Below are 24,949 nucleotides of genomic sequence, written 5' to 3' on the forward strand. Positions count from 1 at the left end.
ATGGATCTAGAGGTATCGCCCGCGCTCACGATTCCGGCGACGGAACTCGGCTGGCGGTTTTCCCGGTCGTCCGGCCCCGGCGGGCAACACGTGAACACCTCGGACAGCCGCGTGCAGGTGTCCTGGAGCGTCGTCGAGTCTGCGGTTCTCACCGACGAGCAGCGCATGCTGCTGCTCAGCCGACTCGACCGTCGCCTGACCAACGGGGTGGTCACCATGGCCGCTTCCGAACAGCGCTCCCAACTGCGTAATCGTGAGATCGCCCTGACCAAGCTCGCGGAGCTCGTGGCCGAGGGCCTCGCCCCCGACGGGCCGCGCCGCCGGGCGACCAAACCCACCAAGGGCTCCGGCCGGCGGCACCTCGCCGCCAAGCAGCAGCGCTCGGCGACGAAGGCGCAACGGCAGCGGCCATCCGCTGAGTAGCGCCGGTTACGCCACGCTGGCGCGCACGAACCCGGCGACGATCTCGGCAAGCGCACCGCCCACCTCGGCGGGCGGGCGTTTTGCTCCCCGAACCTCGAAGGAATGGTTCCCCTCGTCGATCCAGCGGAGCGTCGCCGCGCCGATTCTCTCCACCACCGGCGTGAGTTCGTGCGGGGCGGCGAACGGGTCGCGCGTCCCCTGCACGAAGAGCATCGGCAGGTCGATCCCGTAGAGGTGCTCGTCGCGTAGCGTGTCCGGCTTGCCGGGCGGATGCAGCGGGTAGCCGAGAAAGACCAGGCCCGCTGCCGGCATGCCGGCAGCAACGGCCATGGAGGCCATCCGCCCGCCGAAGGACTTACCGGCCGCCCAGACGGGCCGACCGGGGGAGCGGGCGGCCGCAGCGTCCATGACCGCCCGCCAGGTGGCGATCGCCCGGGGAGCCCGGTCGGGGAGCCGCCGGCCGGCCTCCCGGTACGGGAAATTGAACCGCAGGGTCGCCACCCCGGCCGCGTTCAGCGCTTCGCTGAACCCGACGAGGAACGGATGGTCGTAGCTGGACCCAGCGCCCGGCGCCACCACCAGCGTGGCGAACGCGTCTGCCGGCCGGGCGAACGCTCCCGACACCGTGCCGTCCTCGACCACGATACGAATGCTCTCCGACGATTCCATGCGGCCTCCCTATCCGGTGACGACAACCTTGCCGAGCGCACGTCCCTCACCGAGGTAGGTGAGCGCCCGCGCCGCCTCGTGCAGCGGAAAGGTGCGGTCGATGTTGATGCTCAGCTCGCCCGTGGCACAACGCTCGGCGACGGGCTGGAAGTAGGCCGGGCCTTCCCTGGCGATGAGCAGTCCCAGCCGGCGCCCGGTGACCAGGCCGAGCGCAGCACCGACGGTCACGACCCTCAGGACGCTGCGCACAGTGCCGCCGACGCAGAGGTAGCGGCCGCCGCGGGCCAGCGCACGCCGGTAGGCGAATACCGACCGGTGTGCCACGAGGTCGAGGATCAGGTCGAATGGTTCGAGCCGGGTGAAGTCTGAGGTGGTGTAGTCGACGACCTCGTCGGCGCCGAGCCCGCGCATGAAGTCGAGTTTTGCCGCGTTGTCGACGCCGGTCACGTGAGCACCGGAGCGTTTGGCCAGCTGAATCGCGAACGATCCCGACCCGCCGCCCGCGCCGTTGATCAGCACGCGCTGCCCGCGGCGAGCGCGGGCGGTGCCCTGTAGCGCGATCGCTCCAGCTTGGGGCAGCGTCGACGCCTGGGCGAAGGTCAGCTCAGCGGGCTTGTGGGCGAGAGCCGTGACGGGCGCCACGGCGAACTCGGCGAACCCGCCCAACAGGCCCATGTTGTCGCCGTACACCTCATCATTCACGCGGAACCGGGTCACGCCGGAGCCGACGGCGGCGACCCGTCCGGCGATGTCGGAGCCCAACACCCGGCGCCTCGGGGCGCGTAGCCCGCCGATCCGGGCGTACCCGGGGCTTCCGGTCAGTCCCTCCCAGTCGGAGAGGTTGAGGGAGGTCGCGGCGACCTCGATCAGCACCTGGTTGGCGCCGGGCGAGGGCTTCGGGATCTCCTCGACCCTGAGCACGTCGGGCTGCCCGTACCGGTCGTAGACGACGGCCTTCACAGTGGTCCGCGTTCGAGCGCGCGGTGCGGGTGTCGGAACATGCCGGTCAGTGTACGCGGAGCGGCCCGTCACCGTGGGGGTGAACCTAGGCTGGTGTTATGACTGGCCCACGTGAACCCAGCGATACGCCGCTCAACGTCGCGCGGTACAAGATCAACCGTGAGACTCCCGCATCCGAGCGCGCGGAGGTCGAGCCGGACACCAACGAGGCCGGCCAGGCGATGATGGATGCCCGCGCGCAGAACGTGGAGATCTCCATTCAGCAGGCCATGCGTCGCGGCGACTTCGACAACCTGCCCGGCACGGGAAAGCCGATCCCGGGGCTCACCGCCCCGTACGACCCGGATTGGTGGATCCGCCAGAAGATCGAGCGCGAGCAGATCACCGGACTGGGACCGGCTGCCCTCACCCTGCGCTCCGAGGGCGCCGGGCTCGACGCCCGCCTCGATGAGGTGGTCTCCGAGCGAGCGGTGCGCGAGATCCTCGACGATTTCAACCGGCGGGTCATCGAGGCCCGCCGACAGCTGCGCGGCGGCCCGCCCGTCGTCACGGCGCTCCGCGATGTCGACGCGGAGGTCGCCCGTTGGAAAGAACGCCGCGACGCCGCACGGATCGAGCGGGACGCGGAAAGGGAACGCCATGCGGCGGCGCTCGCCGCCATGACCTGGCGGGAACGCCGCCGGGCCAAACGCGAGCGTTGAGGCCCGCCGAGGCCGGTGGCATCCTGACTGCATGACGGACGAGAGAACCGCTGCCCACTTTCAGCGGAGCCTGGTGGCCCTGGCCACCCCGGAGCAGCGGCAGAAGTACACTCGGTACTTCCCGGGCGACGACTCGTTCATCGGCGTACGAATGGGCGACGTGTTCGCCCTGGCCGGCCGGGCGCTCGCCATGCCGTTGCGCGACATCGAGACCCTGCTGGAGAGCCCGATCCACGAGGTACGGGCCGGCGCCTGCTCGATCATGGGCAAGGCGGCGACGCAGCGCAAGACCGGCGTCGAACGGCGTGAGGAGCTCTACGAGCTGTACCTGCGCCGCCACGACCGGATCGACACCTGGGACCTCGTGGACCTGGGCGCGCACCAGGTGGTCGGCGGCTGGCTCGTCGACAAACCGCGTGACCCGCTCTACGCCCTCGCGGCATCGTCGTTCTGGCCGGAGCGCCGCACCGCCATGGTCGCGACCGCCGCGTTCCTCCGCCGGGGCGACATCACCGACACCCTGCAGCTTGCGCGGTTGCTCGGCGACGACGAGAACGACTTCGTGCAGAAGGCCACCGGCTGGATGCTGCGCTACCTCGGCGACATCGACCGGGACGCGCTCCTCGGCTTCCTCGACGAAAACGCTGCCGGCCTACCCAAGCTGACGCTCCGTGCCGCCACCGAAAAGCTCGACAAACCCCAAAGAGCCCACTACCTGGCCCGCGAACTGTGAGAAAAGCCCCAAAAACTTCGAGTTTCTGGGGCTTTTCTCACAGTTCGCGGGGTGGGCGCAGGGGCACGCCGACGTCGGCCCCGCCCTCCCGGGTGAGCCGCGGACCCATCCTGACCATGGTGGGGGCGGGCACGAAACCGCCGGCGAACAGGGCCTCGCCCTGCGTGAACCGCGACGCCCGGGCGAGCATGGCGGGCGGCACGAAACCGAAGATGGTGGCGAGCTCGTCGAGGTCCACCGGTGACGTCATCTTCATCAGCGCCAGGTTGTCGCACTGCGAGATGATGCTGGGGTGCACCCGGGACGGCCGTTGGGTCGACAGCAGCAGCCAGAGACCGAATTTGCGTCCTTCCGCCGCGATCTGCACGATCCTCTCCCGTACCGCCACGTGCAACGGGCTGGTCTGATCGGGTGAGCAGAAGTTGTGCGCCTCGTCGATCACGATCAGGAGCGGACGGCGCTGCTCCCGCTTGTCCCAGAGGTCGTCGAGTACCGCCAACGCCACGACCAGCGACTCCTCCGGATCGGCGAAGCCACCGAGGTCGAGCACCGTCGCGTCGGGCCGGGTCTCCAGGATTTCGGTGACGGCCGGCAGCCCCTGCGCCCAGACACGCCAATCGGTGACCCGGAGGCTCTCGGTTCGCGCCGCCAGGTCCCGCGCCGCCGGGGTACCCCGGTCCAGCAGGCCGGGGACGATCTTTTCGGGACTGACGAGCCCCACGGTTTCTTCGATGTGCATCAGTTCGTTGTGTTCGGACCGATCGGCGAGCGGATCAAGCCGAAGGACGGCCGCCTTGGCACGCAATGACAGGTCCAGGAATCGCACCCGGAGCGCATCCGGGCTCGACGTCGACGAGCGCAGAACCCGGATGTCCCGCTCCGCCAGCGCCCGCTGCTCCTCCGTGGCGGCAGCCGCCGGATGGGCCTGCCGTATGTGCACGAAATCCGCGTTCGGGTCGAAGATCACCATGGGCAGGGCCGTGTGGATCAGCAGCTGTTCCAGCACCACGCCCAGGGCGTAAGTCTTGCCCGATCCGCTCTGCCCGCACCAGAAGGTGTGCCGGTTGAAGCGATTCGCGATCAGCCGGGCCGGGATGTGCTGGGAGGCCAGGAAGGAGCCGATGGGCAGGGAGGCCGTGGTGTCGCCGTAGAGCAGTTCGGTCGTGCGGGCATCCGCCGGTTGCAGCGTGGCCGACCCGAACGCGACGGAGCGCCGAACATCGAGGTGCCGGCCATCCCCATTGAGCAGACCCAGGATGCGGCCGGAACCGTGCGGGGCGCCGCCGATCGTGATCGTGACCTCCTCAACCTGGCCCAGCTGGTCCGTCTCCTCTTCGCCTTCATCGGTGGACCGCAGGACCACCAGGCTGCCGGGCTCGAACCGGGAGCCGGTGGCGCCGACGAACTGGAAATGCCGGCCGTCGATCGACACCGCGGCGGCCTTCTCGAGTGTTGCCCTGTCAACATTGCTCATGCTGTGACCCTTCATCGGGGATTCCGGCCGGCGAACCTCGCGGCGTTCAGCGGCAGCGTAGTGCCGTTTTCGATCTCAGGGGGTTGTTGGTTTCGGGATCGGTGCAGACGAGATATTGTCGCTGCCACCGACTCGATCACCGGTCCGGTGGCGCAGCGACAGGAGACCTCGGATGAGCCGGCCCGCACCCATCAGCTGGTTGCTTCGCCACCCGGTCGCCAACGCGGAGTCGCGGGAATCAGCTGCGCTGCTGGTGGGTGCGGCCGTGTTCCCGGTGGGCGCCCTGGTGTCGGCGATCACCTTTCGGGGTCACGACGTGCCTATCGCGGGCCCCGGCTCGGTCGGGCAGTTCGTCGCTCTGGCGAGCGCCGCGGCGGCGGTCGTGATCTTCGTGGCAACGCGTGTCGTCATGCACGCCAGCCGGGCAGCAGGCACGCTGCTGGACCCTGGGCCACCCGGCCGCAGCGGGCAGCTCCGGTGGTATGACATCGGTGCGATTGCGCTGGCGCACGGAGTGATCTCCCTGTTGGCGTGGCTCGCGGTTGCGAGCCTATTGAGTCGCAGTTTCATCGGCGCCGTCGTCTTCCCCGTTCCCGCGACGCTGCTGGCGGCGGTGGCCATCGCAGTCACGGCGTACAGCGTCTTCCTCTCCGCTGTCGGCCTGACCCCGATCCTGATGTCGGTCATCCTCGCCGTGTTCGTGGTGGTGGGAACTTTTGCGAGCATGTTGAGCGCCAGCGACCCGTTGTGGTGGCAGGAGAACCTCAGCACCCTGGGCATTTCCGACGACATTTCGGCGCTGGCCTTCAACCTCACCGTCCTGATCGCGGGGATCATCGTCACAACGCTCGCTCATTACGCGACCGCGGCCATCCCGGCCACCACGCCAGATGCAGTACGGGGCCGCGCGCTCGTGCGGGGGGCGCTGGTTCTGATCGGCGTGCTTCTGGCCTGCGTGGGAATCTTCCCGCTTGATCAAAACATGGCGGCCCACAATGTGTCCGCGACCGGAATGCTCGTGGTCTTCATAACCGTCGTCATCCGCCTCCGATCGTGGATCCCCACCATGGCGAGCGTGTTCCTGATCCTCGGCTACGTCTACGTGGGAGTCCTGGTCGTTCTGGCCGTGTGGTTCCTGACCGGCTATTACACGCTCACCGCCGTCGAACTTGTGGCATTTCTGATGATCTTCAGCTGGCTGATCGTGTTCCTTCGACAAACCGGGGCGATGGTTCTCGCCGAGAACGCATCCGTCTGAGCACCAGCTTCACCAGCTCGCCGAGTATCAGCAGCAGCACGGCCGGCACCAGGCATATCGCCCACTGGATGCCGGTGAGCGGGACGGTGCCGAACAGGTCCTGCAGCACACCGAGCTGGGTGACCAACATCGACCCCACCACGGCCCAGGCGAAGGCCCAGAGCAGCTTGGGGTTGGAGAACGTGGAGGGCCCGAAGGCGCTTTCGGTGGGGTAGCGCAGGTTGAGTGCCACGCTGATGTTCATCAGGCCCAGACCCACCACGGCCATGCTCTGGCCGAGCACGAGGGAGTCGTAGCCGGTCTTGCCGATCTGCACCAGGATGAGGGTCGCGGCGGCCATGTAGAGGCCGGTGATGAACAGGCGCACCATCATCGACCGCACGATGATCGGCTGGTTGAACGGGCGGGGCTTCTTGTCCATGATCCCGGGCGTGGAGAGGTCCAGGCCCATCACCGCGCCGATCGGCGCGACGATCGCCATGTGGATCCAGAGCACCTGGGCCGGGCTGAGCAGTGCGGTGCCGGCGATGGCGAACACCGACGAGCCGATGAACGCGAGGATGAACATGTACAGGTTGGCGACCTGGATGCGAATGAACTTCTGCAGGTTGTCGTAGACCAGCCGGCCCTGCTCCACGGCGCTGACGATGGTGGCGAAGTTGTCGTCGGCGAGGATCATCTTTGCCGCGCCCTTGGCCACGTCGGTGCCGGTGATGCCCATGGCGATGCCGATGTCGGCGGCGGCGATAGCGGGCGCGTCGTTCACGCCGTCGCCGGTCATCGCCACGATGTTGCCGGTGCGTTTGAGTACCTGCACCAGCCGCACCTTGTGCTCGGGCGCCACCCGGGCGATCACGCCGATTCCGTCCACCCGGCTGTCGGCCTCTGCGTCGCTCATCGCCGCAAACTCGGCCCCGGTCACCGCCTTGCCCGGGATGCCCAGCTCGTCGGCTATCGCCGCGGCGGTGACGGCGTGGTCACCGGTGATCATCCGCACCCGGATGCCGGCGTGCTGCGCCGTCGCGATCGCGGCGACGGCCTCGGCGCGGGGCGGGTCGACCTCGCCGATCAGCGCGCACAGTTCCAGATCCCGCATCAGGGCCATCAGATCGCCCTCCGGGTCGAAGGTGGCCGGATCGAACTCCCGCTGCGCCAGGGCCAGCACCCGCCGGCCCTGACCGGCGATGCGCTCGTTCTCGGCGAGCACCGTGGCGCGGCCCTCGTCGGTGAGCGGTTCGGCGCGGCCGCCGGCCATCCGAGCGGTGGCCGACCGGCCCAGGAGCACGTCGGGTGCCCCCTTCACGTAGGCCCGGATGACGGGAACGCCGTCGGCGCCGGGCATGCGGTGGAAGGTGGCCATGAACTTGTAGTCGGAGTCGAACGGCACCGACGCCACCCGCGGGTTGTTCCGGCGAAACTCCCGAACGTCGACACCGCCCTTCTGCGCGAGCACATACAGCGCCGCCTCGGTGGGGTCGCCGATCACCTCACCGTTCTGGATGTCGGAGTCGTTGCACAGCGCGCAGGAGAACATCACGTAGTCCAGGTCGCGTTCGGCGTCGCCGGAGGTGCGGTGCACCTGGCCGTCGAAGCTGTACCCCTCGCCGGTGACGGTGTAGCGGTGCGCGACGGTGCTGATCTCCCGCACCGTCATCTGATTGAGGGTGAGGGTGCCGGTCTTGTCGGAGTTGATCGCCGAGGTGGAACCCAGCGTCTCCACGGCGGGCAACACCTTCATGATCGCGTTCTTCTTGGCCATGTTCACCGACCCCACCGACAGGATCGTGGTGACGACGGCGGGCAGGGCGTCGGGGATCGAGCCCACGGCGAGCGCCACACCGATGCCGAACAGCACCGTGAACGATTCGCCCTGGATCAGGCCCAGCACCACGATGACGAGGAACGCGAACAGGGCCGCGAAGATGATGAAGAGGGTGAGCCGGTCGACCTGTTTGGTGAGCGGCGTCTTCTCGATCTTCTGCTCAGACAACAGGTTCGCGATGTGGCCCACCTCCGAGCCCATCCCGGTGGTGGTCACCAGGACCTCGCCGTGGCCACGCGTGACGTTGGTGTTCATGAACACCATGTTGGCCCGGTCGCCGAGGGCGACGTCTGGCCGGTCGATGGTCTCGGTGTCCTTCTCCACCGCCACGCTCTCGCCGGTGAGGGCACCCTCCTCGATCTGCAGTGTCGCGGCCAGGATCACCCTCCCGTCCGCGGGCACCCGGTCACCGGCATCCACCACCACGATGTCGCCGGGCACGATCTCATCGGCGGAGATCTCGGCGATGTCGCCGCCACGGCGAACCTTGGCCACCGAGCGCATCATGCTGCCCAGGGTGGCCGCGGCGGCCTCGGCCTTGCTCTCCTGGTGGTAGCCCAGCCAGGCGTTGAACAGCGTGAGCAGGAAGAGCCCGATCGCGGTGCCGGTCTCGCCGATGAGCAGGCTCACCCCGGCGGCGACCACGAGCACGATCTGCATGTAGTCGCGGTAGTGCTTGAGGAATCGTTTCCAGGTGGGCTCGGCCTTGGTGTCGTCCAGGGCGTTCGGGCCGTATTGCTGCAGCCGCTGCCCGGCCTCGGCGGTGCTGAGGCCCTCGGCCGGGCGCACGCCCAGCCGGATCGCGACCTCCGCGACGGGCAGCGCGTACCAGGCCTCAGGCGTGGCGGGGGCGGCGGATGCGTGGGATGCGGGGGAGCTGCCGGTCATGACGTTCTCCTCATCACGTGGTCAAGCCTTAGAACGGGGTGGGGATGTGCCGCAGGGTCAGCTTCGGTTCCTGGTAGTCGCCAGGCTCCTGGCGTTTGGGCAGCTTGACGTCGGGTGCGGCTTGCGGCTCGTAGGGCACCTGGCCGAGCAGGTGGCTGATGATGTTGAGGCGGCCGCGTTTTTTGTTGTCGGTGTTGGCGATGTACCAGGGCGCCCCGCCGACATCCGTGGCCTGGAACATGACATCCCTGGCCCGGGAATAGTCGTACCAGCGACCGTAGGACTCCACGTCCATGGGCGAGAGCTTCCAGGTCTTCCGCGGATCGTTGATGCGGCTCTCCAGACGCCGGGTCTGCTCCGCTTCGCTCACCTCGAGCCAGTACTTGAGCAGGATGATGCCGGAGTCGGCCATGGCCCGCTCGACGAGCGGTGCCATCCGGAGAAATTCCTCGGTCTGTTGGGGAGTGCAAAAGCCCATCACCCGTTCGACGCCGGCCCGGTTGTACCAGCTGCGGTCGAAGATGACCACCTCGCCGGCCGCGGGGAAATGCGCCAGGTAGCGCTGGATGTACATTTGGGTCTTCTCCCGCTCGGTGGGGGAGGGCAACGCCACCACCCGGAACACCCGGGGGCTGACCCGCTCGACGATGCGTTTGATCGTGCCGCCCTTGCCGGCGGTGTCGCGACCCTCGAAAACGATGCAGATTTTGGCGCCGGTGCGCTTCACCCACTCCTGCAGGGCGACCAGCTCACCCTGCAGCGTGGCGAGCTCGGCCTCGTACTCCTTGCGGCCCAGCTTGCCGTCGCCGGGCTTGTCTGCGTTCCTCTTCGTCTCTGGGTCCTTCTTTTTGTCGCCCACGGGGCCTCCTCGTCGAGCGCCCTTTCGGGCATGTGCTGCCCAGTGTTGCCCGGGGCCGCCGCCCGGTCAACGCGGCGGGCGAGTACCGCCGGCACAGTCCATGGCGGGGTGTCCCCGTGCGAGGTACGACCAGGGTGGCCCGGTCCGGCACTTCCGACCTAGCCATCCGCCCCGCCCGGGTCGATGATTGCATCGTGACGGGATGGGGCGCGCTGATCGGACCCGGGTCGTGAACCCGGCGTCCCGGCGCGTGCAGCGCATCTACCTGATCCTGCTGCTCGGCAACACCCTGGCGGCCTCGTTCATCTGGGGGATCAACACGCTGTTCCTGCTCGACGCCGGGCTGAGCAACTTCGAGGCGTTCGCCGCGAACGCGTTCTTCACCGCGGGCATGGTGATCTTCGAGATCCCCACCGGCGTGGTCGCCGACACCGTGGGACGCAAGGCCTCCTACCTGCTGGGCACCATCACCCTGTCCGTCACCACCGCGCTGTACTGGATGCTCTGGGTCTGGCACTCGCCGTTCGTCTGGTGGGCCGTCGTGTCGGTACTGCTGGGCCTGGGCTTCACCTTCTTCTCCGGCGCGGTGGAGGCCTGGCTGGTCGACGCGCTCACGTCGACCGGGTACACCGGCAGCCTGGAGGCCGTCTTCGGCCGCGGGCTCGTGGTGACCGGGATCGCCATGTTCGCCGGTTCGGTGCTCGGCGGTGTGATCGCCCAGGCCACCAATCTCGGCGTGCCGTTCCTCGTGCGCGCCGGGGTGCTCGTGGTCATGTTCATCTACGCGTTCGTCGTGATGAGGGACCTCGGTTTCACCCCTGACCGCTCACGGGGCCCGGTGAAGGCGACCCGGCTCGTGCTGTCGGAGTCGATCGAACACGGGCTGAAACGGCGGTCGGTGCGCTACATGATCCTCTCCGCACCGTTCGCCTCCGGCGTGGGCATCTACGCCTTCTACGCGCTGCAGCCCTACCTGCTCGAGCTGTACGGCGACCCGTCGGCGTATTCCATCGCCGGGCTGGCGGCCGCGATCCTCTCGCTGGCGCAGATTGTCGGCGGTGTCGTCGCGCCCCGCATCCGCACCCTGTTCGCCAAGCGCACCAGCACCGTGATCGGCGCCTCGCTGCTCAGCGTCATTTCGCTCGTCGTCCTCGGCCTGAACAGCCTGTTCTGGCTCGCGGTGGTGTTCCTGATGGTCTGGGGGTTCGTGTTCGCGGTCGCCGAACCGGTGCGGCAGGCCTACCTCAACGACATGATCCCGTCCAAGCAGCGCGCCACGGTGCTCTCGTTCGACTCGCTGTTCGGCAGCCTGGGCGGCGTGTTCATCCAGCCGGCGCTGGGCCGATCCGCCGACCTCTGGGGTTACGGGGCCTCCCTGATGATCGGCGGCCTGGTGGAGCTCATCGGTGTGCCGATCATGCTCGCCAGCCGGCGCCAGAACGACCCGGCCGACACCAAGACCGTGCAAGCGGATGCCGCGGCGCCCGAGGCTCCGCTCCCGCCGGCTTGACCGTCGCCGGGGCTTGCGGGTTGCCGGTCGTGCCGGACGCGCGTACCGTCGCCAGCGGCATCCATCAGCCGGTCGGGAGAGGCCGTCGACATGCACACGTTGCTCGAGCGGTACGGAGTCTTCGCGGCCAGCCATGCATGGCGGGTCATCGCGCTCTGCCTCGCGGCCATCGCCCTCGTGGCCGGGTTCGGTCTCGGCATCGGGCAATCCACCGACGACACGGTGACCCTGCCCAACAGTGAGAGCACCGCGGCGCAGGACCTGCTCCAGTCGGCGTTCCCCGACACCGCGAAGGGATCAGGCACGATCGTGCTCTCCGGCGACGCCGGGGCGTTCTCCTCACCGGACGGCACCGCGGCCGTGCAGTCCCTGGCCACCAGCATCGCCGCCGACAAGCATGTGACCCAGGCAGTGCTGCTGCCCACGGCCATCAGCTCCGACGGCAGTGTGGCCTACATCAGCGTGTCGTTCGACGTGGAAACGCGGGAGGTCACGCCGGCGATCGCCCAGCCGGTGCTGGACACCGCCACCAAGGGGGCGCCGTCCGGGGCGACGGTGCTGCCCGGCGGCCAGATCGCCAAGACCCTCGCGGCCGAGCCCACCCACGGTGCCGAAGTGGTGGGCCTGATCGCCGCCGCGATCATCCTGCTGCTGTCGCTGGGCACCGCCGTGGCGATGGCACTGCCGATCCTGTCGGCGCTCCTCGGCTTGGTGTTCGGGCTCGGTGCCATCGCCCTGCTCAGCCTGGTGGATGCCATCCCGACGGTGTCGGGAACCATCGCGGCGATGCTCAGCCTCGGCGTGGGCATCGACTACTCCCTCTTCCTGGTCACCAAGTTCCGCTCGGTGCGGGCCACGGGAGCGCCGGTTCCGGTCGCGGCCGGCCGCGCCATGGCCAGCTCCGGCTCCGCCATCGTGTTCGCCGGGGTCACGGTGATGGTCGCCCTGGCCGGCCTCGTTCTCGCTGGGGTGCCGTACCTCAATTCGCTGGCCTGGGTCGCCGCCACCGGGGTCGCCTGCGCCATGCTCACCTGCCTGTTCCTGTTGCCAGCCGTGCTGGGTCTGCTCGGCGACCGGATCGAGCGTCTGGCGCTGCCCAAACGTTCCGCACGGCGGGAGAAGCCGGGCGTCTGGCACCGGATCGGCGCGGCCACCTCGAAGCGGCCCTGGCTCTCCCTGGCCGGAAGTCTGGTGGTGCTCGCGGCGTTGGCGTTCCCGGTCACCGCCCTGCAGCTCGGCCAGACCGACGACGGCAACGCGCCGACGAGCCAAGTGACCCGGCAGAGCTACGACGTGCTCAGCGACGCCTTCGGGGCCGGGGTCAACGGCCCGCTGCTGGTGATCGCCACCCTGCCGACGCCGGAGCCGAGCGGCCAGTCGGTACCCGCCGACCCGGCCCTGGCGAATCTCACCACGGCGTTCGGCTCCACCGACGGCGTGGCCAGCGTGGTCGGGGCGACGGTGAGCGAGGACGGCACGGCCGCGCAGTGGTCGGTGATCCCCACGACGGCCCCCAGCGACCCCAAAACCGCGAAACTGGTCGAGAAACTGCGCAACACCGTGATCCCCGGCGCCCAGGGTGACCTGGATCCGCTCGTCGGCGGCCAGACGGCGGCGAAGGCCGACTTCGCCGGCATCATCGACTCAAGCCTGCTCACGGTGATCATCGCCGTCATCGCGGCCAGCGCGGTGCTGCTGTTCTTCGCGTTCCGCTCGGTGGCCATCCCGCTCACGGCGGCGGCCATGAACGTGGTGTCGATCCTGGTGGCCTATGGGGTGCTCGTGTTCGTCTTCCAGGAGGGCAACGGCATCCAGCTCACCGGCCTTGACGCGCCCGTGCCCATCGAGGCGTACGTACCGCTGCTGCTGTTCGCCGTGCTGTTCGGGCTGTCGATGGACTACGAGGTGTTCCTGCTCAGCGCCATCCAGGAGTCCTGGCACAGCTTCGGCGACAACCGCCGCGCCGTGGTGCACGGCATCGGCAGCACTGGCCGGGTGATCACCTCGGCGGCTCTGATCATGGTCAGCGTGTTCATCTCGTTCGTGCCCAACCCCGACCCCGTGGTGAAGATGTTCGGCGTGGGCCTGGCGGTGGCGGTGCTCGTCGACGCGACGCTGGTGCGCGGGGTGCTGGTGCCCGCCGTGATGACGGTGCTCGGCGGGGCCAACTGGTGGCTGCCGGCCTGGCTCGAGAAGCGGATGCCGCACCTCACCATCGAGGGCTGAGCCGGCGCGGGCTGCGCTGCCGACGCCCGGCGTCAGCCGGCGGTGACGCTGGTGGCCGCCCAACTGGCCAGCAGGCGTAGCCGCTCGGCGCTGGGCGAGGCGGGTTCGGCGGTGTAAATCAACAGCACCGAGCCGGGATCGGCGGTGATGGCGAGTTCTTCGTAGGCCAGGGTGAGCTCGCCGACCACCGGATGGTTGAACCGCTTCGTGCCGGCACCGTGGGTGCGCACGTCGTGGGCGCCCCAGAGCGTGCGGAACGTGTCGCTCTTAGTGGACAGCTCGCCCACGAGGTCTTGGAGGCCCTTGTCGTCGGGGTCCCGGCCGGCCTCCGCGCGCATGATCGAGACGCACATCTCAGCGAACACTTGCCAGTCCGGATAGAAGTCGCGTGACGCGGGATCGAGGAACTGGAACCGGGCGAGGTTGGGGGTGCGCCCGCCGTCACCGAAGACGGGGGAGTAGAAGGCGCGGCCCAGCTCGTTGGTCGCCAGGAGGTCCTGGTGCTGGTCGCGCACGAACGCGATACCTTCGGTGATCGTGCCGAGCGCCCACTGCAGGCTCGGCCGGCTCACCGGGTTCCGCGTCGCTCGTCGACGGACGCGCCCGGACAGCGGGATGCCGTCGGCGGCCCGGGCGAGATTGAACAGGTGTGTGCGTTCGGTGTCGTCAAGCTGCAGGGCCCGGGCGATGGCCTCGAGCACCGACGAAGACGCGCCCGCGATCGCACCACGCTCGAGCTTGGCGTAGTACTCCACACTGACGCCGGCCAGCGTGGCGACCTCGGTGCGACGCAACCCGGACACCCGCCGGTTGCCGCCGGCGGGCAGGCCGGCCAGCTCGGGGGTGATCTTCGCGCGCCGCGACATCAGGAATTCGCGCACCTCGGCTTGATTGTCCATAGCGACGACAGTACGTCCCCCGGAGCCGGCGTGGGGTGCTCTGCTGGTACACCCCTTGGCAGGGACTCCCACCCGCGCTCGGTCGCCGGTTCACTGGGAGTCGTACCAACAGCAACCGAAGGAGCATCCACATGCGTGGAGTCATCATGTACGCGCCCGGCGACGTCCGGGTCGAAGACCGCCAGGACCCGACCATCATCCTGCCCACCGACGCGATCATCCGCCTCACGGCCACCTGCATCTGCGGGTCGGACCTGTGGCCGTATCGGGGCGTCGAGCCCGTGGACCACACCGCGATGGGCCACGAGTACGTCGGCATCGTCGAAGAGATCGGCGACGCGGTGCGCTCTGTCAAGGTCGGCGACTTCGTCGTGGGGTCGTTCGTGATCTCCGACAACACCTGCGAGATCTGCCAGACCGGGTTCCAGTCCAAGTGCGAGCACGCCGAGTTCGCGTCGGGGATGCAGGCCGAGAAGGCGCGGATCCCGCTCGCGGACGGCACACTGGTGGCGACCCCCGGCCAGCCCGACGCCGATCTGATCCCGTCGCTGCTGGCCGCCTCCGACGTGCTCGGCACCGGCTGGTTCGCCGCCGTGGCCGCCGAGGCCGGCCCGGGTAAGACCGTCGCCGTCGTCGGAGACGGCGCCGTGGGCCTGATGGCGATCCTCGCCGCCCAACAACTCGGCGCGGAGCGCATCATCGCCATGTCCCGTCACCCCGAACGGCAGAAGCTCGCCAGGTTCTACGGCGCGACCGACATCGTCGAGGAACGCGGCGACGCGGGTGTGGCCAGAATCAAGGAACTCACCGGCGGCCTCGGCGCCCACTCGGTGGTGGAGGCCGTCGGCACCCAGGAGTCGTTCATGCAGGCCGTCGGCGCGACCCGTGGCGGCGGACACCTGGGCTACGTCGGAGTCAACTACGACGTGCAAATCCCCGGCATCCAGCTGTTCTTCGCCGGCATCCACACCCTCGGCGGACCCGCCCCGGTGCGCCGGTTCCTGCCCAACCTGATCCAGCTGATTTGGGACCGCACCATCGACCCCGGCAAGGTCTTCGACCTCACCCTCCCCATCGAAGAGGCCGCCGAGGGCTACAAGGCCATGGACGAACGCCGCGCCACCAAGGTCCTGCTCACCTTCTGATGCACATCGTCACGACAGTGCCGGCCTCGGCGGCCGCCGAGAAGACGCAGCGCCTGCCGGTCTTCACCCTGATGTTGTTGGCCGCCATCGGCTTCGTCCTGGTGGCGATGGAGACCATGCCGGCCGGCCTGTTGCCGGTGATCGCCAGCGGGCTGGGTACCAGTGAGGGCACCGTCGGCCTGTTCGTCAGCGCCTACGCGCTCGGCACGGTTCTCGTGACGATTCCCGCCATCACGCTGACCCGGGGGATGCGCCGGAAGCCGCTGCTTCTCGGCGCGATCCTCGGCCTCATCGTGGCGAATACCGTCACTGCGGTCTCCAGTGACGTCACCCTGTCGCTCGGGTCACGCTTTGTCGCCGGGGCGTTCTCGGGGATCGTGTGGGGGATGCTCGCCGCCTACGGACGCAAAATCAGTCCGCCCCGGCAGGCCGGCCTGTCGTTGGCGATCGTGTCCGCCGGGGCCCCCGTCGGATTCGCGCTCGGCACCCCGCTCGGGTCGTGGCTGGGGTCCGCGTTCGACTGGCGCTGGGCCTTCGCCGGTCTCACCGTGGTGGCGGTGGTCGCCGGCCTGCTGATCGCACTGGTCGCCCCGGATGCCGATGGCCAACCGGGAACCGCCAGACTGCCCCTGATGCGGGTGCTGCGGATCCCCGGCATCGCCGTGATCCTGGCCGTGATCTTCACCTGGATGATCGCCCACAACACTATCTACACCTACATCGCCCCGTACCTGCGGGCTACCGGCAGCGACCTGACGGTGGAGGTTCAGCTATTCATCTTCGGCGTGGCCTCGATCGTCGGCATCGTTCTCACCGGAGCGCTCCTCGACCGGCACCCGCGCGCCCTGCTGCACGGCAGCGTTCTGCTGTTCATCGCGGCCGCCGTGATCCTCTGGGCCGGCCACGCGTCGACGCCCGCGATCATCGCCGCGACAGTGCTGTGGGGACTCACCTTCGGCGGAGCATCCGCCCAGCTCCAGGCCGCGCTCACCACCACGGGCGGAGCCGACTCGGATGTCGCAAATGCGTTCCTGCCCGTGGCGTTCAACCTCGCGATCTTCGCCGCCGGGATCCTCGGCGCCGGGCTGCTCACCGCGTTCGACGGCCTCGTGCTTCCGGTCGTCATGATCGTCTTCGGCCTGGCCGCGCTGCTGCTGACGGTCTACGGGCGCCGGTCGGCCTTTCCCGCCCACCTGTGATCCGCAACCGGTATCGTGCTCGGTAGTGCGGCGCGCCGCTGTCGCTACCCTAACGAAGACGGACTCTGCCATGTCGCTCACCCCTGACCCCGCTGCCCAGGCGCTCCTCCCGCTGTTGGAGGAACAGAACTCCAGCATCGGTTTCAGCTCCTTCGACTATGACGATGCCTACAGGCTCGGCAGCGCGATCATGGCTCGTGCGGCCGCCGACGACCTGAGGATCACGGTGGCGATGTCCTTCGGCCAGCAGCGCGTGTTCCACGCGGCGCGGCCGGGCACGACGGCTGACAACGACGACTGGCTGGCCAGGAAGTTCCGCGTGGTGGCCCGGTACAACGCGCCGTCGTTCCTGATCAGCACCAAGTACCGGGCCAGGGGCCAGGACTTCAACGAGGTCACCGGTCTGCCGATTACCGAATACGTGGCCGCCGGCGGCGCCTTCCCGCTGCGAGTGAACGGGTCTCTCATCGGGGCCGTCGGGGTGTCGGGCTTGGTCGAGAACCTCGACCACGACCTGGTGGTCTGGGCGCTCGAGGCCGCCAGGGCGCGCTGACGGGCGGATCGAGCCGACCCCGGCCGAGGCGCTCAGCACGTACGATCGGGGGATGCCCCCGCGCTCGCCCCTTCCACAACGACACGGGCTCGATGCGGCGTGGGTGTGCACCCCGGAGCGCGACCGCCCCGGCCTTCCGAAGCCGACCTGGCCGACCATGGGCGCCTGGCTCCAGGAACGGCTGGCCGAGTCCGTGAATGTGGCCGAGTTCCTGGCCGACGGGCGGTTCGTCTACGGGGACGCCGCCCCGGTTGCCGGCGCGGATCGCTACCGGCCCACCACCTTCGTCTGGTTTCACCGCGACCTGGCCGACGAACCGGTGGTTCCGGGCCCGCTGCACCTGATCTATCGGGATGAGCGGATCGTGGTGATCGACAAGCCGCCCTTTCTTTCCAGCATCCCCCGGGGAAGGCATGTGGTTCAAAGCGTCGTGGTCCGCCTGCGTGCCCAACTGGAGTTGCCCGAACTCTCCCCGTTGCACCGCCTGGACCGGGTGACCAGCGGCCTGCTGGTCCTGGCCACCGAACGCCGCTGGCGAGGGGCATACCAGACTCTCTTCCAACGCGGCGAGGTGAAAAAGGTGTACCGGGCGCTGGCGCCGCTGCGACCGCACCTCGAGCTGCCCGTCACCGTGCGCAACCACCTCCGTACCCGGCCGGGTCTCTGGCAGGGCGAGGTTGTGCCCGGCGCCCCGGTCAACGCCGAGTCCCTGATCGAACGAGAGGGTGCACACGGCGATACGGCACAGTACCGGCTGACACCCCGCACCGGGCGCACCCACCAGTTGCGCCTGCACATGCTGGGTCTCGGCATCCCGATCATCGACGACCCGCTCTACCCCGTGGTGCGGGATGTCTCGGTGCATGATTTCAGGCGGCCGCTCCAGCTCCTGGCCAGCGAACTGGCCTTCACCGATCCGATCGACGGTGGGGCGCACCGGTTCGAGAGTGTGCGCCGGCTCCCGCTGACGGCGGAGGATGCCGGAACGAATTGACCCTGGTCTGGCGCGGGCCTAGGTGAGGCCGGCCCGGGTGGCACGGCCGCTGGTCACGAGAACCGCCGTCGAGGCGTCGAGCTCCGCCCAGGTGCCGGGCACGCCCAGCACGGCCAGGGCCGAGGTCGGCAGAGTGACGCTCTCGCCGGTGAGCACGGAGACGAGGTCTTCGAGTCCGGGATTGTGAGCCACGAGGATCACGTTTTGGAGTTCGTCGGGCAGTTCCCGCACAATCTGGAGCAGATCGTTCACGGATGCGGCATACGCACGGTCATCGATGCGTGCCTCGGGGCTCTCGTTGAGTTCTGCCGAGGCCAGCGCCCAGGTGGCGCGGGCGCGAGTCGCGGGGGAGACAACGGCTAAGTCGATGGCGGGGACATGCTCGGCCAGCCAGCTGCCGGCCTCCGGTGCCTGCCTCTGTCCACGGGGGTTGAGAGTGCGGTCGATGTCGGCCTCGCCGCCCGACCAGTCGGACTTGGCGTGCCGGAGCACGATGAGGGTTCTCTCACTGCGTGGGGTCATTTCAGGTCCGTTCGTCCGTCAGGCCAGGTCGGCTCGCACCAGCGCATAACGAGAACGATGATCCCGGCTATCGGCAGCAGGATCCAGAACAGTTCCGGCCAGCGTCGCCCGGCGTCGCGGAGGCGGCGCACAGCGACAGCGAGCGTGGGGATGAAGGTCGCGATCGACCACACCGAGGCCAGGCTCGTGCCGACGGTGATCTGGCCCGACGGTGTGACCACGTTGAACGCGCCCAGAGCACTGCTGACCAGCACGGTGAAGAGAATAAACCACCAGAATTCCGCCCGGGTGGCCCGGCCGTCAAACTCCGCGTACTTCCGGAAGCCAGTGCTGATCGCGGTGCCGAACGGCATCGGGGGCATGACCGGGGCTGCTACAGGTGGTTGTTTCATGCCGCCAGCCTAGCCATGCGACGAATTCAGTCTTGACCCCGCCGCCTCACTCCCGCCACCCGGTAATGTCGGTGATTCGCCACGGTGTTTCGCTGCGGTGCGTGTGACGACCCATCTCCACCAGTGAGGACCCCATGACCGAGTACACCCGTCAGAACATCTCGTCCGGCTCCGTCTGGGAGCCCGTCGTCGGCTACTCCCGGGCCGTGCGCGCTGGCGCCTTCGTCTTCGTCGCCGGTACCACCGCCAGCTCGCCCGACGGGGCCGTCGGCGGGGCGGATGCCGCGGCGCAGGCCCGCGAGATCTTCGTGCGCATCGGCGCTGCCCTGGAACAGGCCGGCGCGAGCTTCGGCGAGGTCGTGCGCAGCCGCGTCTACCTGAAGGACATCGCCGACTTCGACACCGTCGGGGCGGTGCACGGTGAGATCTTCGGCGCCATCCGCCCGGCTCTGGTTGCGGTGGCGGTGGGTGCCCTGGCCGCCCCCGACCTCCTCGTGGAGATCGAGCTGGACGCGATCATCGGGGCGGCGCTCCCCGAGGCGCAGTAGCCGCGCGGTCGGCAGTCGGTTCACGGCTCACTGCCGGGCCATGATGATGCGGAAGCGCTCCTCAGGGTCGATGAAGTGGTCGTTGTTGTCGTCGCCCAGGTCGATCTGCACCCAATTGATCCGGCCGCTGAACCGGCTGTCCTTCGTGGTGTAGTCGGCCGCGACGGGGGTACCGGATTCGTAGCCCACGTCGGTGGTCTCGTCGGCCGAGAAGATCATGGCCTGGGTGGCGCCCACCCGGCCGGTTCCCACGAGCTTGCCGTCGTAGTAGAGCGTCACGTCGCCGCCTTTGCCCAGCCCGCCGCCGTCGTAGGCGAACTCCATCCGCACCTGGCATTGACCCTGCGGGATCGGTTGCTCCGCCTCGGTGGCGAACTCGTGAATGCCGAGCACGTTGTAGACGAATTTCGCCTTGCCGGCCTTGGCGTAGAGGCTCCAGCCGCCGAACCGTCCGCCCTGAGCGATGATCACGCCATCCGCTCCGCCCTCGGGGATGACCAGCTCGGCCGTGACCGAGAACGACTTGTTCTTGATACTGACCACGCTGTTTTCGGACAGGCGGCCCATACCGGCGTACATAACCTGGGTGTTCCCCTGGATCAGTGTCGGCCGGCCGGCGGTTTCGGGGGTGGCCCGTTCCAGAACACGGTCATCGATCGGGAGCACGTTGTATTTCGTGGCTTCAATCAGCCACAGTCGTTGAAGTTTCGCGAGCAGGTCCGGATTCGTCGCGGCCAGGTCCTGCGCCTGGCTGTAGTCGGTGTGGCCGTCGTAGAGCTCCCAGACATCGTCGTCGAAGGCCGCAATGGTGCCGCCGACCATGACCCAGGGCGTGCGGTGCTTGGTGACGGCGCTCCACCCCTTGTAGTACAGCCCGCGGTTGCCGAACATCTCGAAATACTGCAGGTCGTGACGCTCCGCGGCCGCGGGGTCGTCGAAGGTATACAGCATGCTCACGCCCTCCATGGGCGACTGCTGCACGCCGTTGACCATCGTCGGCTCGGGCAGGCCGGCGGCCTCGAGGATGGTCGGTGCGATGTCGATGCAGTGGATGAACTGCTCCCGCAGCCCGCCCTTCTCGGCGATCCCGGTGGGCCAGTGCACGATGGTGCCGTTGCGGGTGCCGCCCCAGTGCGAGGCCACCTGCTTGGTCCACTGGAACGGAGTGTCCATCGCCCACGCCCACCCCACCGCGTAGTGGTTGTACGAGGTGGGGCTGCCGAATTCGTCCATCTTCGACTCCAGGAACTCCGGGGTCTCGATCGCGGCCATCCCGTTGAAGTTCGCCATTTCGTTGAAGGCCCCGTTGAGGGTGCCTTCAGCGGACGCCCCGTTGTCGCCGATGATGTAGTAGATGATCGTGTCGTCGAGGATGCCGAGGTCGGCGATGGTGTCGATCACCCGGCCCACGTGATGATCGGTGTGCTCCATGAACCCGGCGTAGACCTCCATCTCTCGTTCCAGCACCGGCTTGAGCGCGGCGGGCATGTCGTCCCAGGCGGGAATATCCGCGTGCCGCGGGGTGAGGAGCGCATCGGCGGGGATCACCCCGAGTTCCTTCTGCTTCGCAAAGGTGCGTTCGCGCTGCACGTCCCAGCCGTCGGCGAACTTTCCGGCGTACTTGTCCGCCCACTCCTTGGGAACGTGGTGGGGCGCGTGCGTGGCGCCGGGCGCGAAGTACACGAAGAACGGTTTGTCGGGCATCAGGGCCTTCTGTGAGCGGATCCAGTTGCTCGCGTGATCGGCCAGGTCTTCGGTGAGGTGGTAGCCCTCCTCAGGTGTCGCGGGCGGTTCCACCGGCGTTGTGCCGTTGTAGAGCGCGGGATCCCACTGGTTGTTCTCCCCGCCGATGAAACCGTAGAAGGTCTCGAAGCCGCCACCGGCCGACGGCCAGGCGTCGAACGGGCCCATCGGTGATGACTGCCAGACGGGCACCTCGTGGCACTTGCCGAACTGGGCGGTGGAGTATCCGTTCAGTTTGAGGGTCATCGCCAGCGGCGCCTTGGTGTTCGGCCGCAACGAGTTGTTGCCCGGCGCCGATGTGGCTGTCTCGGTGATACTGCCCATCCCCACCGAGTGATGGTTGCGGCCGGTGAGCAGCGCCTGCCGGGTGGGTGCGCACAGCGCCGTGGTGTGGAAACGGTTGTAGCTGAGCCCGTTGGCGGCGAGTTTCTCGGCGTTGGGAGTGGCGCACGGGCCGCCGAAGGCGCTCGACGCACCGAAGCCGGCATCGTCGATCAGGATGACCAGCACGTTCGGTGCGCCCGCCGGCGGTCGCAGTTGCTCAATCGGCGGGTAGTGCGTATCGGGGTCCTTCGCGTCGTAGGTGGTGAGACCGGGTGCAGGGCGGTCGGGGATCGGCAGCATGGAGCGGGCGTGGCGGTCGGGATTCATCACGGGGCCTCCTGGTCTTTCGGGTGAAGGTAGCCCGCCGGGGTTCAGGGCGACATCACCCTGTAGGGATGAGGTCGGGTCGGGCACCGGTCAGCTCGTGCCCGGGGGAGGGCCGGGGCGCGCCCCCACTTCACCTGGTGTCGGTATCATCCGCCATATGGGGAACCAGCAATGGCGAGCGATCGGTTTTGGCGTGGGGGTCCACGCGGCACGCTTCGGCGTCATCATGGTCACGCTCGCCGTGGCGCCGCTGGTGGGAATCTCCGGTTGGTACCTGGGGCTCGCTGCAAACGCGGCGTGCGTGATCTTCGCTGTCGCGCTGGTCACGGGAAAAAAGCTGTGGCGGGCATCGGGGATCCTCGTCGTATGGCGTGGTCCGCGCGCACTGCTGCTGCTGGTGCCGCTTGTCGTTGAGGTGCTGCTGTGGGCAGTGCCGGCCGGGCTGGTGGAGCAACCTCCGGGTTACGGGCTCTGGGCGCTCACCCTCCTGATGGTGGGGCTGAACGAAGAGCTCACCAGTCGGGTTGTCGTGCTTGAGAGGATGCGGATGGCGTTCGGACCATGGGCCGCCGTCTCAGTCACCGCTGCGCTGTTCGGTCTACAGCACCTGTCCGCCCTGGCGACCACCGGCCGTGGTCTCGACGACGTGTTACTGAACGTGCTGGTCTCGGCGTGTTACGGCTTCGCTCTGGCCGGCTTCCAGTACCGGTTTCGCTGGCTCGGGCCGCTTGTGCTTCTGCATGCCGCGGCGGACTACACCACGATCCTGTCGTCGCGCCCGCTGCCTGACCCCGTGATTGCCGTCACGCTGGTCGTGTTCATTGCCGTGGGCTGGACCGCCCTGCGACTACCGCCCATCCTCAGCCGAGTCCGCTCGTTGCCTCGTCCCGCCGACGCTCGGCCTTGATCAGCCGGGTGGCGGCATCGATCAGGGACAGGTGGGTGAACGCCTGCGGGAAGTTGCCCAGATGCTGCCCGGTACTGGCGTCGATTTCCTCGGCGTAGAGCAGCATCGGCCCGGCAAACGAGAGCAGTTTCTCGAACAGGGCCGCCGCGGCGGCGTGTTCGCCGATCATCACCAGCGCCGACACCAGCCAGAACGAGCAGATGCTGAAGGTGCCCTCCGCACCGCTGAGACCGTCGTCGGTGCTGGCGACCCGGTAGCGCAGCACCAAGCCGTTCTCGGTGAGTTCGTCGGCGATCGCGAGCACTGTCGCGCGCACGCGTTCATCATCCGGTGGCAGGAACCCCATGATCGGCAGCAATAGCAGCGACGCATCCAGTTCGGTGCTGTCGTAGTGCTGCGTGAACACCCCGCGCTCGCTCACCCCGCGTTCGCAGATCTCGGCCTTCATTCTCTTGGCGGCCAGGCGCCACTTCTCGACGCGAACGGTATCCCCGCGACTCTCGGCGATGCGCGCGCCACGGTCGGCGGCGACCCAGCACATCACCTTCGAGGCCACGAAATGCTGCGGTGCGCCGCGCATCTCCCAAATGCCCTGGTCGGGTTCGGCGCTTCGCTTGATGGCGATGTCGACCAGGTCGGCCAACCGTTCCCAGACGAGGGGGGCGATCTGGCCGCCGCCGCGCAGATGCTCCTCGACCGAGTCGAGCAGCATGCCCCAGACATCGTGCTGGTGCTGGTTGAAGGCGCCATTGCCGATGCGCACCGGCCGGGACTCGCGGTAGCCGGAGAGGTGGTCGAGGGTCTGTTCGGTGAGGTCCAGTTCGCCGCCGATGCCGTACATGATCTGCAGGTCCCACGGGCCTTTCGGCTTGCCGGCCACGACAGCATCCATGATGAACGCGAAGTAGTCGTAGGCCTCGCCGTTGAAGCCGAGGCCGTGCAGCGCCCGCAACATGAAGGCGGTGTCCCGGATCCAGCTGTACCGGTAGTCCCAATTGCGTTCACCGCCCGGTGTTTCGGGCAGCGACGTGGTGGCGGCGGCCATGATCGCCCCGGTCGGCGCGTAGCTGAGGCCTTTGAGGGCCAGGGCGCTGCGCTCGATGTACGGGCGGAACCTGTGATCGGGGAACGTGGCCATGCTCATCCAGTTGCGCCAGTATTTCTCGGTCTGCTCGAGCTGGCCGTTCGCCTCCGCGAGATCCTGCGGAACCGTGTCGTCCCAGCTCAGGGCCACGAAGGCGGATTCACCGGTCTCCAAAGTGGTGCGTCCGGTGCACCGTCCACCGACGACCCCGAGGGGCACACTGCCGCTGAGGATGAGCGAGAGGTCCCCGTTGACGACCTTCGCCCTGGTGTAGCCGGGGCCGTCGAAATTCCAGACGCCCTGCTGCCTGGCGTAGTCGAACAGGGGAAAGCAGTTGACCTGGAGTTCCACGCGGCCGTCGAAACAGGTCGCAATGCGCAAGAGGGTGCGCTGCGATATGGAGTCTCCGGGGGAGCGCCGGAAACCCTCGCGGCGGTGCTCGGCCAGCGGACCCATCACCAGCACGTCTTTGATCGTCGTCCAGCCGGTCGGCGTGTGCCAGGTGGTCTCCAGCACCATGGTGCCGGGGAGGTAGCGCCTTTGCTCGGGCACCGCAGTGTTAGTCGGGGAAAAGTTGAACAGGCCGGCGGTGCGGTCGAGTAGCGCGGCGAAGACACTCGGGCTGTCTGGGCGAGGCAGGCACAACCACTCCACGGCGCCATTCGGCGCTATCAGGGTGCTCACTTCGCAGTCGGAGAGGAACGCGTAGTCGGCGATCGGCGGGAATTCCATGAGAGGGGACCTCCGGTTCTGGGCGACGGTGCCGGGCTGCGGGCGTGGCTCTGCACC

22 protein-coding genes are annotated in these 24,949 nt (G+C 68.3%); 12 read left to right on the top strand and 10 right to left on the bottom strand.

Annotation, left to right across the window (positions count from 1 at the left end; translation table 11 throughout):
* Entirely contained in the window at positions 1-423 is a 423-nt protein-coding gene (gene arfB, locus CXY76_RS13660) for an alternative ribosome rescue aminoacyl-tRNA hydrolase ArfB (RefSeq protein ID WP_104165391.1), read from the top strand.
* Positions 424-429: 6 nt separating this feature from the next.
* Here arfB and CXY76_RS13665 read toward each other — a convergent pair whose 3' ends face one another.
* Complete coding sequence (locus CXY76_RS13665; RefSeq protein ID WP_104165393.1) at positions 430-1,092, bottom strand: alpha/beta family hydrolase; 663 nt, start codon at positions 1,090-1,092, stop codon at positions 430-432.
* A gap of 9 nt (positions 1,093-1,101) precedes the next feature.
* Complete coding sequence (locus CXY76_RS13670; protein ID WP_104165396.1) at positions 1,102-2,052, bottom strand: NAD(P)-dependent alcohol dehydrogenase; 951 nt, start codon at positions 2,050-2,052, stop codon at positions 1,102-1,104.
* A gap of 98 nt (positions 2,053-2,150) precedes the next feature.
* On the opposite strand from CXY76_RS13670, the gene CXY76_RS13675 reads away from it, so the two are divergent.
* Together CXY76_RS13675 and CXY76_RS13680 are read left to right on the top strand one after the other, a co-directional pair.
* Complete coding sequence (locus CXY76_RS13675) at positions 2,151-2,753, top strand: DUF1992 domain-containing protein (protein ID WP_104165398.1); 603 nt, start codon at positions 2,151-2,153, stop codon at positions 2,751-2,753.
* A gap of 31 nt (positions 2,754-2,784) precedes the next feature.
* Positions 2,785-3,486 carry a DNA alkylation repair protein gene (locus CXY76_RS13680; RefSeq protein WP_104165400.1) on the top strand — a complete coding sequence of 234 codons (702 nt, stop codon included), beginning with the start codon at positions 2,785-2,787 and terminating at the stop codon, positions 3,484-3,486.
* A 37-nt stretch (positions 3,487-3,523) separates the two neighbouring features.
* Here CXY76_RS13680 and CXY76_RS13685 read toward each other — a convergent pair whose 3' ends face one another.
* Entirely contained in the window at positions 3,524-4,960 is a 1,437-nt protein-coding gene (locus tag CXY76_RS13685; RefSeq protein WP_104165557.1) for an ATP-binding protein, read from the bottom strand.
* A gap of 172 nt (positions 4,961-5,132) precedes the next feature.
* Here CXY76_RS13685 and CXY76_RS13690 point away from each other — a divergent pair, with 172 nt between their 5' ends.
* Positions 5,133-6,218 (top strand): hypothetical protein, encoded by a 1,086-nt coding sequence (locus CXY76_RS13690; protein WP_104165403.1) that lies wholly within the window; start codon positions 5,133-5,135, stop codon positions 6,216-6,218.
* On the opposite strand, the gene CXY76_RS13695 is transcribed toward CXY76_RS13690, so the two are convergent.
* The gene (locus CXY76_RS13695; RefSeq protein WP_104165405.1) at positions 6,151-8,928 is read right to left on the bottom strand and encodes an HAD-IC family P-type ATPase; all 2,778 of its coding nucleotides are present in this window, start codon (positions 8,926-8,928) and stop codon (positions 6,151-6,153) included. The genes CXY76_RS13690 and CXY76_RS13695 overlap by 68 nt on opposite strands.
* 28 nt (positions 8,929-8,956) lie before the next feature.
* Positions 8,957-9,787, bottom strand: a complete 831-nt coding sequence (gene ppk2 / locus CXY76_RS13700; RefSeq protein ID WP_104165407.1) for a polyphosphate kinase 2 — start codon at positions 9,785-9,787, stop codon at positions 8,957-8,959.
* Between the two features lie 229 nt (positions 9,788-10,016).
* Between ppk2 and CXY76_RS13705 the strand changes: the two genes are divergently transcribed.
* Together CXY76_RS13705 and CXY76_RS13710 are read left to right on the top strand one after the other, a co-directional pair.
* Positions 10,017-11,297: an MFS transporter gene (locus tag CXY76_RS13705; protein WP_104165559.1), complete on the top strand. Its 1,281-nt coding sequence runs from the start codon at positions 10,017-10,019 to the stop codon at positions 11,295-11,297.
* Between the two features lie 90 nt (positions 11,298-11,387).
* Positions 11,388-13,523 (top strand): MMPL family transporter, encoded by a 2,136-nt coding sequence (locus CXY76_RS13710; protein ID WP_104165409.1) that lies wholly within the window; start codon positions 11,388-11,390, stop codon positions 13,521-13,523.
* Between the two features lie 32 nt (positions 13,524-13,555).
* Here CXY76_RS13710 and CXY76_RS13715 read toward each other — a convergent pair whose 3' ends face one another.
* Positions 13,556-14,422 (bottom strand): helix-turn-helix transcriptional regulator, encoded by an 867-nt coding sequence (locus CXY76_RS13715; protein WP_104165412.1) that lies wholly within the window; start codon positions 14,420-14,422, stop codon positions 13,556-13,558.
* Positions 14,423-14,553: 131 nt separating this feature from the next.
* Here CXY76_RS13715 and CXY76_RS13720 point away from each other — a divergent pair, with 131 nt between their 5' ends.
* The 4 genes from CXY76_RS13720 (at position 14,554) to CXY76_RS13735 (ending at position 18,313) form a co-directional block, all read left to right on the top strand.
* Positions 14,554-15,567 (top strand): zinc-dependent alcohol dehydrogenase family protein, encoded by a 1,014-nt coding sequence (locus tag CXY76_RS13720; protein WP_199190308.1) that lies wholly within the window; start codon positions 14,554-14,556, stop codon positions 15,565-15,567.
* Positions 15,567-16,766, top strand: a complete 1,200-nt coding sequence (locus CXY76_RS13725) for an MFS transporter (protein WP_233199841.1) — start codon at positions 15,567-15,569, stop codon at positions 16,764-16,766. The genes CXY76_RS13720 and CXY76_RS13725 overlap by 1 nt, the downstream gene beginning before the upstream one ends.
* Before the next feature lie 70 nt (positions 16,767-16,836).
* Entirely contained in the window at positions 16,837-17,319 is a 483-nt protein-coding gene (locus tag CXY76_RS13730; protein ID WP_104165415.1) for a heme-degrading domain-containing protein, read from the top strand.
* A 52-nt stretch (positions 17,320-17,371) separates the two neighbouring features.
* On the top strand, positions 17,372-18,313 hold the full coding sequence (locus CXY76_RS13735) for a pseudouridine synthase (protein ID WP_104165417.1): 942 nt from the start codon (positions 17,372-17,374) through the stop codon (positions 18,311-18,313).
* An 18-nt stretch (positions 18,314-18,331) separates the two neighbouring features.
* Here CXY76_RS13735 and CXY76_RS13740 read toward each other — a convergent pair whose 3' ends face one another.
* Positions 18,332-18,835, bottom strand: coding sequence for a histidine phosphatase family protein (locus CXY76_RS13740; RefSeq protein ID WP_104165419.1), 504 nt, complete (start codon positions 18,833-18,835; stop codon positions 18,332-18,334).
* Positions 18,832-19,227, bottom strand: a complete 396-nt coding sequence (locus CXY76_RS13745; protein ID WP_199190309.1) for a DUF805 domain-containing protein — start codon at positions 19,225-19,227, stop codon at positions 18,832-18,834. The genes CXY76_RS13740 and CXY76_RS13745 overlap by 4 nt, the downstream gene beginning before the upstream one ends.
* Before the next feature lie 134 nt (positions 19,228-19,361).
* Between CXY76_RS13745 and CXY76_RS13750 the strand changes: the two genes are divergently transcribed.
* Positions 19,362-19,775, top strand: a complete 414-nt coding sequence (locus tag CXY76_RS13750; RefSeq protein WP_104165423.1) for a Rid family hydrolase — start codon at positions 19,362-19,364, stop codon at positions 19,773-19,775.
* A gap of 27 nt (positions 19,776-19,802) precedes the next feature.
* On the opposite strand, the gene CXY76_RS13755 is transcribed toward CXY76_RS13750, so the two are convergent.
* Entirely contained in the window at positions 19,803-22,169 is a 2,367-nt protein-coding gene (locus tag CXY76_RS13755; protein ID WP_104165425.1) for an arylsulfatase, read from the bottom strand.
* Positions 22,170-22,362: 193 nt separating this feature from the next.
* On the opposite strand from CXY76_RS13755, the gene CXY76_RS13760 reads away from it, so the two are divergent.
* Positions 22,363-23,076, top strand: coding sequence for a CPBP family intramembrane glutamic endopeptidase (locus CXY76_RS13760; protein ID WP_158253908.1), 714 nt, complete (start codon positions 22,363-22,365; stop codon positions 23,074-23,076).
* Here the strand turns inward: CXY76_RS13760 and CXY76_RS13765 are convergent.
* Positions 23,030-24,892, bottom strand: a complete 1,863-nt coding sequence (locus tag CXY76_RS13765; RefSeq protein ID WP_104165429.1) for a glycoside hydrolase family 15 protein — start codon at positions 24,890-24,892, stop codon at positions 23,030-23,032. The genes CXY76_RS13760 and CXY76_RS13765 overlap by 47 nt on opposite strands.
* Positions 24,893-24,949: the final 57 nt, after the last annotated feature.

Origin of the sequence: Cryobacterium sp. N22 (assembly GCF_002929555.1) — a bacterium.
GTDB lineage: Bacteria > Actinomycetota > Actinomycetes > Actinomycetales > Microbacteriaceae > Cryobacterium.